The organism is Krasilnikovia sp. MM14-A1259 (genome assembly GCF_047159535.1).
Lineage (GTDB): Bacteria > Actinomycetota > Actinomycetes > Mycobacteriales > Micromonosporaceae > Actinoplanes.
This window is the reverse complement of sequence record NZ_BAAGAJ010000002.1, coordinates 4760718-4775432: the sequence shown is the minus strand read 5'-3', so window position 1 is coordinate 4775432 and position 14715 is coordinate 4760718. Positions and strand designations below refer to the sequence as shown.

Here is a 14715-nt window from a genome sequence, read left to right as displayed (position 1 = left end):
TCGGTGCCGGGTGGGCGCGTCGGGTCGGGTTGCCGACAGCGGGGTTAGTTGGAGCACTCGGCGCCGGAATGATCCCTGGTCGGCGCGATTCCGGGACGGAACGCGGCCGCGCTGCACGCTACGGTGGCGTACAGCGAACGTGCGCCAGGAGGACCCCGATGTCGCAGAACGGCCCGTACTCCGGCCGGCCATGGTCGGCCGGCGGATCGTCGGGGTCCGACGAGCCGTACACGGAACCGGCCGATCCCTGGGGCGAGCATGCCACCGCTGCCGTGCCGGAGGGCGGGTGGGGAGCCCATCCGGTCTCCATGCCGCCGGGCTCGGAGCCGTCGTCCGGGTACGCCCAGCCGTATCCGGCGCCGCCGACCGCGGTGTCGCCGGCCGGCTCACCCACGGGGTGGGCGCAGCCGGGTGGTCCGCAGCAGGCCGGTCCGCAGCCGCGTCGGCGCAACGGTCCGATCGTGGCCGTAGTGGTCGTGCTGGCCGTGCTGATCTGCGGTGGTCTCGCCACGACCGCCTGGCTGATCTCGAAGGACACGGGGAACAAGCACAAGACCGGAGCCTTGAACACGCCGTCCGCGGCGGCCACGGGTGTCGGGGCCGAGCCGCGCAGCAGTGAGGACGCCCGTTTCGTCGCCAAGGGTCAGTGCGTGCGCAACGACGGGACCCCCGCGGCCCCCGACATGAAGATCACCCCCTGCGCCTCCGGTACGTTCGAGGTGCTCAAGCGGGTGGACGGGCGCACGACGGGTGAGGCGGACGCCGAGGCCAAGTGCAGCCGGGTCCCCCACTACACCAAGTGGTACTTCTACGACAGCGAGCTGGACAGCCTCGACTTCGTGCTGTGCCTGCGCGAAAAGTAGACCTCTCTAGCGGCTTCTAGCGCCAGAGCTAGACAACCGTAGAGCTCCGTCGAGACCCGTCTCTAGCGATTCGGCTAGACAGCCCGATATTGTCCTGTTCGTGGACCCGGTACGGAACCCGTACGCGCCCGGCGCCGGCCAGCGACCCCCCGAACTGGCCGGTCGCGGCCGGGAACTGGACGCGTTCGACGTCGTCCTGAAACGGGTTGCCCGGGGCCGCCCCGAGCGCAGCCTCGTCCTGACCGGCCTGCGCGGCGTCGGCAAGACCGTACTGCTGAACACGCTGCGCTCCGCCGCGATCGGCCGCCTCTGGGGCACCGGCAAGATCGAGGCCCGGCCGGACCAGTCGCTGCGCCGCCCGCTGTCCGGTGCGCTGCACATGGCCATCCGGGAACTGACCCCGCACCACCGCAACCCCGAGCGGGTCGACGAGGTGCTCGGCGTACTGAAGGCGTTCGCGCTGCGGGCCGGTGACACCGGCGCGAAGCTGCGCGACCGCTGGGCACCCGGCATCGACGTGCCGCCCGCCCGGGGCCGCGCCGACTCCGGTGACATCGAGATCGACCTCGTGGAGCTGTTCACCGACGCGGCGTCGCTGGCCACGGACGTCGGCACCGGCATCGCACTGTTCATCGACGAGATGCAGGACCTGGGCGCCGCCGACGTCTCCGCGCTCTGCGCCGCCTGCCACGAGCTGTCCCAGCTCGGCGCGCCGCTGATCGTGGTCGGCGCCGGGTTGCCGCACCTGCCCGCGGTGTTGTCGGCGGCCAAGTCGTACTCGGAACGGCTGTTCCGGTACCAGCGCATCGACCGGCTGGACCGGATCGCCGCCGATCTCGCGCTGTGCGCGCCCGCGGGCCGCGAGGACGTCGCGTACGAGCCGAAGGCACTGGACCTGCTGTACGAGAAGTCCGGCGGTTACCCGTACTTCGTGCAGGCGTACGGAAAGGCGACCTGGGATCACGCACCCACCTCGCCGATCACCGCAGCGGACGTGCGGGTCGCCGCGCCCGAGGCGGAGGCGGAGCTCGCGGTCGGATTCTTCGGCTCCCGCTTCGAACGCGCCACCCCCGCCGAGCGCGAGTACATGCGCACCATGGCCGCGCTGTCCGGCGACGCCGCCGACGACATGGACGCCGCGGTGCCCACCGCCGACATCGCGGGCGCGCTCGGCCGCCGCCCGGCCAGCCTGTCCCCAGCCCGCGACGCGCTGATCAAGAAGGGGCTGATCTATTCGGGCGGGCGCGGCACGGTCGCGTTCACGGTCCCGCACTTCGGCCGATACCTGCGTACACAACCGGCATGATCGGCCGGGTACGGGTATAACCAGCGGTATGAAGCCCGTACGCAGCGCAGCCCGCGCCATGCTCGGCGCCATCTTCGTCATCAGCGGAGTCCGTGTCGCTCTCGATCCCGGCTCCCGCGTCGACCTGGCCAAACGGGTCACGGACCACGTGAGCCCGCTGATCGAGCGGGTGGATTCCCGGTTGCCCAGCGACGCGGAGACCCTGGTCCGGCTCAAAGCCGGCGCAGACCTGGTGGCAGGCCTGCTGCTGGCGAGCGGACGGCTCACCCGCCCGGCTGCGGTGGTGCTGGCGGCGGGGCTGATCCCGACCACGCTGGCCGGGCATCCCTTCTGGACGATGTCCGGACCCGACCGCAAAGGGCAGGAGATCCACTTCCTGAAGAACCTCGGTCTGCTCGGCGGGCTGCTGCTGGCGGCGGCGGACACCCAGGGACGGCCTGGCCTGCGGTACCGCACGTCGCACGCGGTCGATCGCTCGCAACGTACGGTCCAGCGCTCGGTGCGCCGCGCGGTGCGCACCGCGAAACGGGAGGCGAAGATCGCGGCCGCCTCGGCGACCGTGGGCCGGCACCTGCCCCGCTGAACAACCTCCCTGCCGTTCCCGCCGTTAAGCCATCAGGGGCTGCCGGTGGGCCGGGGGCCGCCGAGCTCGCGCCGCGGGCCGCGCCGGACCCGCTCCGCGCCGCCTCTCGAGGTCCGAGCGGACCGGAGAGCGAGAGCGACGGGGGGTCGCGCCATGCCGGCGATTGTGGAGCGTGCGCGCCGAACCGCGCGCACGCACCGGAGAGCGGCGCGACTCGCCGTTGCCGGACTGGCGTGCGTGGGCGTCGGCATCACGGCGGCCGCTCTCACCCATCGGTACGGACTCGCCGGCCTGGCCCTGGACCGCGCCGCCATCCGGAGCTGGCTGTCCGGCGACGGCCTGTACGCCTACCGCGCCCCCGACAGCAACCTCGGCACGGCGGTCCCCCCGGCCGCCGCGTTCCTGCTGCTCCCGGCCGCGTGGCTACCGATCGGGGCGGCGGGCCGTCTACTCGCGCTCGCCGGGGTGGCCGCCCTGGCCCTCGCCCTGTACACACTGGCGGGCCCGGTCGCCCGCCGGTACGGCAGGCCCCGCTGGCGGGCCGTACTCGCCGCCGGCGCACTCGCCCTGCTGCTCGAGCCGGTGCGGGCGGCGCTCGGCCTCGGCCGTCTGGACGTGCTGGCGTTCGGCTTGATCGTGGCGGACATGGTGGCGCTGCGCCGGGGCGCCTGGGCACGCAGCCGCGCCACGTGGTGGCCACGGGGCCGGGGCTCACCCGCGCGACGGTCGATCCACGAGGGCGCGGGATCCGCGGCGCGACCGCCCGGCGGTGGTCACCTGAGGCGGCTGCTGCGCCGCGGCTGGGAGCGGGGGGCGTGGGCCGGTGTGGGCATCGGCATCGCGACCGCGCTGATTCTGAGCCCGGTCTTCTTCATCGTGTATCTCGCGAGCACCCGCCAGTGGCGGGCGGCGTGCACCGCGACCGCCACCGGCGTGGCCCTGGGCGCCGGCGCGGTCCTGGCCGCACCGCACGAGGGTGTCGCGTGGCTCACCGAGGTGTTGTTCCGCCTGGACCGGCGTGGCGGGATCGGCGCACCGGACAACCAGTCGCTCGCCGGTGTGCTCGCCCGGCTGTTCGACTCGGCGACCACGCCGGTCCTGCTGTGGCTGTCGTTCGGGCTGATGCTGGTCTCGGTCGGGCTGATCCGGGCGCGGTCCGCGCACGCCGACGGGGACGAGGTCGCGGCGTTTACGCTGGTGGGCCTCACCGCCGGGATCGCCGGTCCGGTGACCAGCACGTACGAGCTGATCTGGGTGGTGCCGGCGGTGCTGATCCTCGTCGACGCAGCGTTCCGGCAGCGGGTGTGCGGCCGGCGGCCGGGGCCCGGGCGTCCGTCCAGGGTGGCCGGTACGGGCTACGCGATGGCGGCGGTGCTCACGTACCTGCTGTTCGTCACGGCTCCGATGTGGACGCTGGCGGGCGCGGGCGGGACGGTCGGTACGGTCGGCGGCAACGCGTACGCACTGGGGCTGATCCTGCTGATCAACGGGCTGCCCGCGCGGATGGGGGCGGCACCCGCGTTCCCGGTCGACCACTGGCGGCGGCCGGTGACCGCGCACCTGCGGCCCGCAGCGGCCGTCCCGGAACCGGGCTGACCGGCGTCACCCGCGGGTCAGGGGCAGTTCACCCACTCCTCGGTGCCGTCGCCGAACACCTGCCGTTTCCAGATCGGCAGCCGGGCCTTGACCTCGTCGACCAGGCGCGCGCACGCGGTGAAGGCCGCCGCGCGGTGCGCCGTGCTGACCGCCGCCACCAATGCGATGTCGCCCACGTGCAACGTGCCGATGCGGTGCGATACGGCGACCGCGAACACGGACGGGTCCGCGGCCACTTCCTCGGCGACCTCGCGCAGCACGGCTTCGGCGCTGGGGTGGCCCTCGTACTCCAGCACGGTGACCGTCCGGCCGTGGTCGTGGTCGCGGACGACGCCCTGGAACGAGACGACCGCCCCGGCCTGCGGATTCGCGACCGCGCGTTCGTGCGCCGCGAGGTCCAGTTCGGTGTCGAGGACGGCAACGAGGGTGACCGCGGCGGCGGGTGCGGACGGCTGCTCGGTCGTCACGGGCGCTCCCCGGGGCGTGGGCGGCTGCTCGGTCGTCATGGGCGCTCCCCGGGGTACAGCGGCAGGGGCAGGAACGGCACCCGGTCACCGGCCGCGGCCTGGGTGCCCGGGCGGACCACCACGAATCCGTGTGCCCGGGACAGCCCGCGCAGCATCGCGGAGCCGACGTGGCCGACCGGGGTGGCCGTACCGCGGTCGGGGTCGAGGGCGGCCAGTGCCAGGTGGGTGTACCCGCCGCGGCCCGCCACGGCGGCGCCCGTGGTGACGTGGGGGAGGTCGGGCAGTTCGCGGCCGTGCAGACCGGCGAGCAGCGGCGCCACGAGCGAGACCAGGGCAATCACCGCGGACTGCGGGTTGCCGGGCAGCCCGGCAACGAATCGGCTGCGCCCGTCCGGGTCGGTGAGGCGGGCCAGCAGCATCGGGAAGCCGGGCCGGACGGCGACCGTGTTGACCAGGTACTCGGCGCCCAGGGCGGCCAGTGCGGGGTGCAGGTGGTCGACCGGTCCGTGCATCGTGCCGCCGGTCGTGCAGACGACGTCCGCGGTCGCGAGCGCGTGCCGCAGCGCGTCGACGTGCGCGTCGAGCGTGTCGCGGACCGGCCCGGTGACGTCGGCCGGGTCGACGTGCGCGCCGTGCCGGCGCAGCCATCCCGGGACCTGCGGCCCGAGCGAGTCGCGAACCCGGCCCGCGCCGGGCACGCCGCCGGTGAGCAGCTCGTCGCCGAAGATCAGTACGGCGGCCCGCGGCACCGACCGCACCGGGAGGGTTTCGTAGCCGCAGGTGGCGGCGAGCCCCACCACGGCCGGGTCGACCGCCGTCCCGGCGGGCAGGAGCTGCTCGCCGCGGGTGGCCTCCTCGCCGGGCAGCCGCCACTCCGGTGCGCTGCGCGGTACGCCGGTGACCAGACCGTCGGCGGCCTGGCGGGACTCCTCGACGCGCAGCAGGGCGTCCGCTCCGGCCGGGACCATGGCGCCGGTGGCGATCTCGACACAGGTGCCGTCGTCGGTCAGCGGCGCCGGGGTGTGCCCGGCGAGCACCCGGCCGACCGGGCGCCACGGCGCGCCGCCGCGCACCGCCCACCCGTCGATGCTGGCGGTCGGGAACGCGGGCAGGTCGGTCAGCGCGCTCAGCGGCTCGGCGAGGGTCCGCCCGTCGGCCTGTGCCAGCGGCACCTCGTTGACCGGCCCGGCCGCCACCCGCCCCGCCTCGTACGCGATCCGGCGCGCCTTCTCCCAGTCGACCGGGGTGCTGTCAACGCTCACCGCAGCAGCCTATCCACGCACCGGCCCGGCCGGTTCACGCACGCCCGTGATCGCCGCCTCGGACCTGCTGCACCGTGTGCGCCAGCAGTGGCCCGAGCACCGCGAGCCCGTCGCGCGCGCCGCCGGTGGAGCCGGGCAGGTTGACGACGAGGGTGCGCCCGGACACCCCGGCGAGGCCGCGGGACAGGGCGGCGGCGGGCACCCGGTCCCGCGCGTACGCCCGGAGCGCCTCCGCGATGCCGGGGATCTCGAAGTCGAGCAGCCCGCGGGTCGCCTCGGGGGTCCGGTCGGTGGGGGTGACGCCGGTGCCGCCGCTGGTCAGCACCACGTCGATGCCGTCCGCGACCGCGGTGCGCAGGGCGTCGGCGACCGGCTCGCCGTCGGGGACGACCACCGGCTCGGGGTCGACGTCGCAGCCGAGGTCACGCAGCCCGGCGACCAGCAGGGGGCCACTGGTGTCGGAGTAGATCCCGGCCGCGGCGCGGTTGGAGGCGACCACCACGCGAGCGCGGATCGCGGCCGTGGTCACGGGCGGTCCTGCGGGCGTACCCAATCGCCGGTCTTGCCGCCCTCCTTGCGCAGGACCCGGACGGCCGACAGGCTCGCGGCCGGGTCGACCGCCTTGACCATGTCGATCAGGGCGAGCCCGGCGGTGGCGACCGCGGTCAGTGCCTCCATCTCGACGCCGGTGCGCTCGGCGGTCCTGGTGGTCGCGACGATGTCGACGCCCGCGTCGGTCACCTGCAGGTCGACCGTGACCCCGTGCAGCCCGATCGGGTGGCACAGCGGGACGAGCTCCGACGTGCGCTTGGCCCCCATGATCCCGGCGAGGCGCGCCACGGCCAGGGCGTCGCCCTTGGGCATGCCCTCGCCGCGGAGCAGCGCGACGACCTCGGCGGTGGTGTCAAGCCGGCCGGCGGCCACGGCACGCCGGACGGTGACGGCCTTGGCGGAGACGTCCACCATGCGCGCGGCCCCGGTGTGGTCCACGTGGGTGAGCAGGGATTCCTCGGGCATACCGGGAGTTTATAGAACGGTCGCCGACCGGGGGTTAGCGCGACTGCCACCGGGCACAGCACAATTTCTCCACGGCAAATCTTCGGAGATCTTCCCGCTGCTCAACAGCGGTTCGTTCGGTGGTTAGCGGGAACCTGTCAGATAGCCATTGTCAATCGTTTCGGGAGGACCGACGATATCGTCTGCCAATCGATTACTCCGGTTTGACCGACTTTCGGGATTGCGGTCGGTCCGCGGTCCAAAGCGAACGGTGACGTTACCTCGCCCGATTCTCGTGTTCTGCGCATACCGGCACGAATCACTACCAAAACCGCGCCTGGCCGCATAACGTTCCCCTCGTCGCGACACGAACCGGTACGTAGGGGGTTCAGGGGCCCGCGAAGCCTCTGACGGACGGCGAGGGAGACGGCCATGCGTCGCAGCAACGAGTGGGAGTGACGGACCGTGCGTCGGCGCGCTCGCGTCGATACGCTGAGAGTTGAGCCTTGAGTGCCCCGCTGTGCTCGGTATCCGATGTGCACGGTTGACCAGGAAGTCGGATGCGATCCGCAAACAGTCTTGACGACGACGTGACCGATCGGCAGCTCCGGCTGTTCGTCGGTCTCGTCGTCGTGTTGGCGATGTTCGCCTCCGCCGCCGACGCCACCCTGCCCGTCCGGCAACGTCCGACCTGGCCGGATGTCGCGCTGCTGGTGGCGATCTGCGCGGGCACGGTGTTCGCCCACCGGCTGCGCGTCCACGTGCGCGTACGGTCCAACGGCGAAGCCGTCGCCTGGGCCGAGGTCCCGGTACTCGTCGGTCTCTCCCTGGCGCCCGTGCCCTGGGTCGTGCTCGCCGCGGTCGCGGCCGCCCTGATCGACAAGGCGTTGCTCCGGCTGCCGCCCCGGAAGATCGTCTTCGCCGCCGCCAAGGAGGTGTTGACCGTCACCGCCGCGGGCCTGGTCCTCGTCGCCTCCGGTGTGGACCACGACGCGACCCGTCCCGAGTTCGCCCCGCTGGCGATCACGCTCGCCTTCTGCGCCATGGTGATCGTCGACGACCTGGTGTTCCTCCCGCTCATGGCGATCGTGCAGCGCGCGCCCCTCACGCGGGTCACCCGGGTGAATCTCGACGTCAAGCTGGTCGGGCACGTCTTCCGGCTCGGCACGGTCCTGTGGGTGGTCGCGGTCCTGGCGTACCGCATCAACCCCCTGCTGCTGCTGCTCGTCCCGCTGCTGATCGCGTGCGTGCACCTCTGGCACTCGCGGCGCGTCCGCACCCGCACCGAGCGCGAGTCCTGGCAGCGGCTGTCCCGGGCCATCGACGCCTTGAACGTCCCGGATCTCACCGAGGTGCTGCACCTGGCGTCCACCCGGGCGGCCCAGATCTTCTCCGCCGACGCCGTGGAGATCGACCTCACGGGCGGCAGCGACGACCGGGTCGTGCGCGGTGTGGAGCGCGGCGTCACGTTCGACGGGCCCGCGGCCGCCGCGCCCCCGCAGGACGGCAACCTGATTACCACCGAACTGCAGACCAACGACGGCAGCTACCGGGTGGGCGTGCTCCGGCTGCGCTTCCGCGACCGGGTCAAGCTCAATGAATTCGAGCAGTACAAGCTGTGTACGTTCGCCTCGGCGCTGTGCACCGCCATCCGCAACGCCACCGCGTACGCCGAACTCGCGCGGATCTCGGCGGAGAACGCGCACGCCGCCACCCACGACCCGCTCACCGGCCTGCCGAACCGCCGCAAACTGTACGAGAACGCCGCAGCATCCATCGAGGACCGTGCCGGAGACGGCATCCTGGCCCTGCTGCTCATCGACCTGAACCACTTCAAAGAGGTCAACGACACGCTCGGGCACGCGGCCGGCGACGCCGTCCTGTGTGAGGTCGCCGGCCGGCTGCAGGACGCGGCCCGCCCCGGCGACCTGGTCGCCCGCCTTGGCGGCGACGAGTTCGCGATCCTGCTGTCCGGACTGCCCACCCCCGCCATGGCGGCACACCGGGCCGAGTCGATGCTGGCCCAGCTGGACCGCACCATCGAGGTCGACGGCATGCGGCTCACCATCGAAGCAGCCGGCGGGATCGCCCTGGCCCCCGGCACGGGCGGCGTCGAGGAGCTGATGCGCCGCGCCGACGTGGCGATGTACCAGGCCAAACGATCCGGGCGGCGCACCGCCACGTACGCGCACGCCCGCGACACCGCCGACGTCGGCCGGCTGATGCTCGGCGGCGACCTGCGCCGCGCCGTCGCCGAACAGCAGTTCGTCGTCGACTTCCAGCCGATCGTGGACCTGGGCACCGGAGAGGTGATTTCCGCGGAAGCGCTGGCCCGGTGGCATCACCCGCAGCACGGCAACCTCACCCCGCTGGACTTCCTGGAGACCGTCGAGCGGTCCGGTCAGCTCGCGGCGTTCGCCGACGCCGTGCTCGACCAGTCGCTCACCGCGTTCACGGCCTGGCGGGAGGCCGGTTTCGACCTGCCCGTGGCGGTCAACGTGTCCCCGCGCAGCCTGCTCGACCCCCAGTTCCCCGCCGCCGTGCTGGCCCGCCTGCGCAACCACGCGGTGCCCGCCGACCGGCTCGTCCTCGAACTCGCCGAAACCCTCACCCTCAGCCAGCTGGAGGTCGTCGAGCGGGCGTTGGGCGAGCTGCGCGACGCGGGCGTACGGCTGGCCCTCGACGACTTCGGCAGCGGGGTGTCGTCACTGTCGGTGCTGTCCCGCATCCCGGTGCACGAGTTGAAGATCGACCGCGAGTTCGTGATGGCCGTGGAGACCTCCCCGGAGGCCGCGGCGGTGATCCGGTCCACCGTGGACCTGGCACGCAGCCTTCAGCTCACGGTCGTTGCGGAGGGTGTCGAGAGCGAACCCCAACGGCACGCGCTGTTCCGGCTCGGCTGCGTCGCCGGGCAAGGCCACCTGTTCGCCCGGCCCATGGGCGCCGGACGCCTGCTCGCGTCGCTGCGGCGAGGCTCCGGCGGCCGGCCCGGGGTGCTCGCCGACGCATTGCACGAGACCGGGGCGGTCGTACGCCTGCCCCGCCGCAGAGCGAAGGACCGATCGTCTCTGCCACACTTGCCCGCGTGATCACCGCCGCCGGCCGACTGCTGACGCGGGTCGACCGGGCCGCGGACGGCCTCGCCGCCGACCTCGCGCTGTACGCCGTGTCTGCCGCGTTCGCGCTGGTCACCGCGGCGTTCTCCACGCTGCTGCCGCATCGCGGCTGGGGCGCGGTCGCGGCGTGGGTCTACGTCGGCGCCGCGCTCGTGGTGTCGGTTCAGCTCGTCGCCCGACGCATCGGCGGTCGACGGCCGCCCTGGCACTCCCCGTCGACGGCCCGAGCCGAACGCTCCCCGCTGACGGCCTCGGCCACTTGGCCGCGATGGACGGCCTTGGCCGGGCGGGCGCCGCTGACGTGGGTGGTGTGGATCGGAGCGGCGCTGGTACCGCTGGTCGTCGAGGCCGTCCAGCGTGCGGGCGGACGCACCGACCGCGCACAGGAGGAAGTCCTGGTCGTCGAGCAGATGGGCCACCGTCTGCTGGAGAGCGGGACGCCGTATCTCGGCCGGGACGCCATCGCCGCGCTGCCCGCGGGGGAGAGGCTGCTCGGGTACGCGCCGTACCAGCCGGGCATGGCGGTGTTCGGGCTGCCCCGGGCCGCCGCGGGCGACGCCTGGTGGACCGACGCCCGGGTGTGGTTCGCAGTCGTTACGGCAGCCGCACTGATCACCGGCATCGCACTCGTCCGGCACGCCGACCACGCCGCGCGCGTACGCGCCCTGCAGTTCGCGACCGTCCTGCCGATCTGCGCCCTCACGCTGGCGACCGGGGGCGACGATCTCCCCGTACTCGCGTTGTGCCTGCTCGCGCTGGCCTGCTGCGCGACCGGCCGGTTCGGTGCCGGGGGCATCGCGATCGGCGTCGCGGCCGCCTGCAAGCTCTTCGCGCTGCCGGTCCTGGTCGTGCTCGGGGTCCTCGCCGTCGTTGCCGGCCGCGGCCACCGCCTGCTGCCGGCCGCGCTGGGCCTGCCGCTGCTCGCCCTGCTGCCCGCGCTGCTGGTCGACGCGGATGCGTTGGTGGAGAACGCGCTGCGCTTCCCGCTCGGCCACGGAGTGGTGACCAGCCCCGCCCAGTCGCCGTTTCCCGGTCACCTCATCGCCGCGGCGGTGCCCGGCGGTCGTTACGTCGCGGCCGCCCTGCTCGCCGCGGTCGCGGTCGCGATCGCGGTCCTGCTGGTACGTCACCCGCCGCGTACCGCCGGAGCCGCGGCGCTGTTCTGCGGGTGGGGCCTGCTCGCCGCGATCCTGTTGATGCCGACCACCCGGTTCGGTTACCTGCTGTATCCGCTGGCGCTGCTGGCTTGGGCGCCCGTACTCGGGAAGTACTCAGCCACAAGCGCTCCGCGCCATGACGGCGCCTTGTACCGTGTGTGAGATGCAGATGACCTGTCCGAAGTGTCACGGTGAGATGCGGCAGTACGAGCGCAGCGGCGTCACGATCGACCAGTGCACCGAATGCCGCGGCATCTTCCTCGACCGGGGTGAACTGGAGAAGCTGTTCGAGGCCGAGGCCAACTGGAACAGCCGGCAGGCAGCCGCCCGCCCACAGCAGGGGCCCGGGGCATACGCTCCGCCGCCGCCCCCGGCAGGTCACGGCGGCTACGTACCGCCGCCCCCGCCGCCCCACCACGGCGGCGGTTACGCGCCCCCGCCCGCCCCGTACGGCGCACCTGCGGCACACGGCTACCCGCCGGCCGTCCCGGCGTACGGCCACCATGGCCACTACCGCCATCACGGCCATTACCGGCACCACGGCCACTACCGGAAGCGCAAGGGCTTCCTCCACGAGCTGTTCGACTGACCGCAGCCAGGCGCTCGAACCCGCCGATCGCCCGGGATCGCCACTGTTGTGGGGCTTCCCGGCGATCGGCGCGACCGCGGGCCGCCGCCCTTGTTCAGCCCTTCCCGCGCCGAGGCCGCGATTCCAGCAGCGCCCAGGACCCGTTGCATTGTCCCGCGCGCCGCGCCGGGCACGATGATTGAGACGGCGTCAGACGATGGCCATGTCGACGAAACGGGACAGGTGCAGTTGCGCCGCGACGGTCACCGTATCCGTGGGCCCGTTCCGGTGCTTGGCGACAATGAAATCGGCTTCGCCGGCGCGTGGCGACTCTTTGTCGTAGTAATCGTCGCGATGCAGAAGAATGACAACGTCGGCGTCCTGCTCAATTGATCCACTCTCACGCAAGTCGGACAATTGCGGCCGCTTGTCGGTACGTTGCTCAGGTCCGCGGTTCAGCTGACTCACCGCGATCACCGGGCACTCGACCTCCTTGGCCAGCAGCTTCAGACCACGCGACAGGTCGGCGACCTCCTGCTGGCGGCTTTCCGTACGCTTCGGCGAGGTCATGAGCTGCAGATAGTCCACGACGATGAGCTTGAGATCGTGGCGCTGCTTGAGCCGACGAGCCTTGGCCCGGATCTCCATCAGATTCATGCTCGGGGTGTCGTCGACGAAGATCGGAGCCTCGCTGATCTCCCCCATGCGCCGGGCGAGCTTCGTCCAGTCGTCGTCGGAGAGCTGGCCGGAGCGAAGCACGTGCAGAGGCACCCGCGCCTCCGCGGACAGCAGCCGCATCACGATCTCGATCTTGCTCATTTCGAGCGAGAAGATGGCGCTGGCGCAGTTCGCACGGATCGCCGCGTTGCGGGCGAAATCCATCGACGCGGTCGAATTGTGGGTCGCCACCATGGTGTGACCGGCCAGGTACAGCTTGTCCGCATTGTCGATGGACACGCACTTGACCGGCACGCTGGGCACCGGCCGGACGTCGACGATGAACCGGCCCGGCTCCGCGTCGGGACGACGGCGGTCCTTGTGCGCCTGTGCCATGCGCTCCACCCGGAACACGTCGTCAGCCGCCGCGAACGTCACGGTGTGGCCGGTGACCCCCGCCACGAGGCCGGATGTGACCAACGCGGCCGATGCGACCCGAGCCCCCGATGTAACCAACGCGGCCGATGTGACCCGGGCCCCCGGTGTGACCGACGGCTGGTAGCCCAAGCCCGCGACCAGGTCCCGGACATCCTCGGCTAGCCGCCGCGACGTGGCGGTGAATTCGCACAGGCCCGCGTCCGTCACAGTCCCGGCGGTGTCCAGCAGGCCGGCCAGCAGGGCACGGCGTTGCGCGACCGAACCCCGCAGGTACGCCGCCGGGATGTGCGGGTCATGATCCTCGGGCTGCCCCGCGGATCCCGACAGCTGCGCCTCCGCGCCGCCGCCCAGCCGGGTCCCCAAGGCGTACGGGGAGACCGGCAGGTCCCGCTCCGGCAACTCCATGGGGCGCGCATCGGCCACCCAGTGGTTGAACTGCCGGCCGGTGGAACCGCCGTACAACGTGGCCGCGATCTCCCGGGTCGTGCGGACCTCGGCGGGGCGACCGGACCGGCGGGCCGCGTCGTCATGGGTGGCCCACTGGTGTGAGCCGTCGGCCACGAGCACCGAGCCGTCGGAGAACTCCACCTCGAAGCACGGCCGCCCCAGCATGATCTCGCTGGTGGCGATGACCGTGGTCGGCCGGCCGTCCGCGCCGATGAGCCGGTCACCCACGGTGGCCTGCGCCATCGTCGTCCAGCCCGTCGGGGTCGGCAGCGGGGTGTCCAGAGCCAGTGCCTTGCCGAGGCCGGGACGGCCCGCGACGATGATCAGCTGACCGGGGTGCAGGCCGTTGAGCAGGCGGTCCAGGTCGGAGAACCCGGTCGGCACGCCGGTCATCATGCCGTTGGTGGCGCCGACCGCCTCGATCTCGTCCAGGGTCGGCTGGAGCATGTCGGCGAGGATCGCGAAGTCCTCGCTGACCCGGCGCTCGGTGACGTCGTACACCGCCTGCTGGGCCAGGTCGACGATGTCGTCGACGTCACGCCCGCCCATGCCGCCCGTACCGTAACCGAGTTGGACGATCTTGGTGCCGGCCTCGACGAGGCGGCGCAGGACGGCGCGCTCCGAGACGATCCGGGCGTAGTAGGACGCGTTGGCGGCGGTGGGGACGCTCTCGATGAGCGTGTGTAGGTACGGCACCCCGCCGATGCGCTGCAGGTCGCCCGAGTCGGCCAGCGCGGCGGCGACCGTGATGCCGTCGGCGGGCTCGCCGCGCCCGTACAGATCGAGGATGGTGTCGAAGATCGTGGCGTGCAGCGGCCGGTAGAAGTCGTGCGCCTTGAGGATCTCCACGACGTCGGCGATCGCGTCCTTGGACAGCAGCATGCCGCCGAGGACACTCTGCTCGGCCGCGACGTCCTGCGGGGGAGACTTGTCGAAGCCGCCGCCGCCGAAACCACCACCGCCAGGACCGTCGCCATTCGGGCCACTGCCGGACGAGGGGCCGCCGTGCGGAGCCCGGCTGCCGGGCGCTGCCGGGCGGGAGTCCGGCCGCGAATCGTCAGTGACTGACACCCCGACCTCCCCCCAAAAGCTCGCCGTCCCCATCGTGATCGAACACCCGGGGTGTGACAGTTCGGCTGCGCCGGCCCGATGGTTTCGGGGAATTCTCCACGGGGGCCGACCGCAGCGCGGTAACCATACGGACCCGCGTGTCGCCGGCCCAACCCACGCGGTGGACAGGCCTCGGGACAACCTGTGGA

The 14715-nt window shown here is 72.6% G+C and carries 12 protein-coding genes; 7 read left to right on the top strand and 5 right to left on the bottom strand.

Features of this window, described 5'->3' with window-relative positions:
• Nucleotides 1-158 precede the first annotated feature (158 nt).
• From ACMCNK_RS21680 to ACMCNK_RS21665, 4 genes are all read left to right on the top strand, one after another.
• Nucleotides 159-863: a hypothetical protein gene (locus ACMCNK_RS21680; RefSeq protein ID WP_412738213.1), complete on the top strand. Its 705-nt coding sequence runs from the start codon at nt 159-161 to the stop codon at nt 861-863.
• Between the two features lie 100 nt (nt 864-963).
• Complete coding sequence (locus tag ACMCNK_RS21675; protein WP_412738212.1) at nt 964-2169, top strand: ATP-binding protein; 1206 nt, start codon at nt 964-966, stop codon at nt 2167-2169.
• 28 nt (nt 2170-2197) lie between these two features.
• Nucleotides 2198-2752, top strand: a complete 555-nt coding sequence (locus ACMCNK_RS21670; protein WP_412738211.1) for a DoxX family protein — start codon at nt 2198-2200, stop codon at nt 2750-2752.
• A gap of 237 nt (nt 2753-2989) precedes the next feature.
• Entirely contained in the window at nt 2990-4348 is a 1359-nt protein-coding gene (locus ACMCNK_RS21665) for a glycosyltransferase family 87 protein (RefSeq protein WP_412738210.1), read from the top strand.
• Nucleotides 4349-4365: 17 nt separating this feature from the next.
• Here ACMCNK_RS21665 and ACMCNK_RS21660 read toward each other — a convergent pair whose 3' ends face one another.
• Genes ACMCNK_RS21660 through moaC form a run of 4 tightly spaced genes read right to left on the bottom strand, consistent with a single transcriptional unit; the run spans nt 4366 to nt 7094 of the window.
• Nucleotides 4366-4854, bottom strand: a complete 489-nt coding sequence (locus ACMCNK_RS21660) for a molybdenum cofactor biosynthesis protein MoaE (protein ID WP_412738209.1) — start codon at nt 4852-4854, stop codon at nt 4366-4368.
• Complete coding sequence (locus tag ACMCNK_RS21655) at nt 4851-6077, bottom strand: molybdopterin molybdotransferase MoeA (RefSeq protein WP_412738208.1); 1227 nt, start codon at nt 6075-6077, stop codon at nt 4851-4853. The genes ACMCNK_RS21660 and ACMCNK_RS21655 overlap by 4 nt, the downstream gene beginning before the upstream one ends.
• 34 nt (nt 6078-6111) lie before the next feature.
• Nucleotides 6112-6606 (bottom strand): molybdenum cofactor biosynthesis protein B, encoded by a 495-nt coding sequence (locus tag ACMCNK_RS21650; RefSeq protein WP_412738207.1) that lies wholly within the window; start codon nt 6604-6606, stop codon nt 6112-6114.
• Nucleotides 6603-7094, bottom strand: a complete 492-nt coding sequence (gene moaC, locus ACMCNK_RS21645) for a cyclic pyranopterin monophosphate synthase MoaC (RefSeq protein ID WP_412738206.1) — start codon at nt 7092-7094, stop codon at nt 6603-6605. Before moaC ends, ACMCNK_RS21650 begins: the two co-directional genes overlap by 4 nt.
• 539 nt (nt 7095-7633) lie before the next feature.
• On the opposite strand from moaC, the gene ACMCNK_RS21640 reads away from it, so the two are divergent.
• The 3 genes from ACMCNK_RS21640 to ACMCNK_RS21630 are packed head-to-tail and all read left to right on the top strand — an operon-like array spanning nt 7634 to nt 11935.
• Complete coding sequence (locus ACMCNK_RS21640; protein WP_412738205.1) at nt 7634-10162, top strand: putative bifunctional diguanylate cyclase/phosphodiesterase; 2529 nt, start codon at nt 7634-7636, stop codon at nt 10160-10162.
• A complete protein-coding gene (locus ACMCNK_RS21635; RefSeq protein WP_412740942.1) occupies nt 10162-11508 on the top strand; it encodes a glycosyltransferase 87 family protein in 1347 nt (448 codons plus the stop codon). The genes ACMCNK_RS21640 and ACMCNK_RS21635 overlap by 1 nt, the downstream gene beginning before the upstream one ends.
• Nucleotide 11509: 1 nt before the next feature.
• Nucleotides 11510-11935 (top strand): zf-TFIIB domain-containing protein, encoded by a 426-nt coding sequence (locus ACMCNK_RS21630; RefSeq protein WP_412738204.1) that lies wholly within the window; start codon nt 11510-11512, stop codon nt 11933-11935.
• A gap of 189 nt (nt 11936-12124) precedes the next feature.
• Here the strand turns inward: ACMCNK_RS21630 and dnaB are convergent, their stop codons facing one another.
• Nucleotides 12125-14560, bottom strand: a complete 2436-nt coding sequence (gene dnaB, locus ACMCNK_RS21625) for a replicative DNA helicase (RefSeq protein ID WP_412738203.1) — start codon at nt 14558-14560, stop codon at nt 12125-12127.
• Nucleotides 14561-14715: the final 155 nt, after the last annotated feature.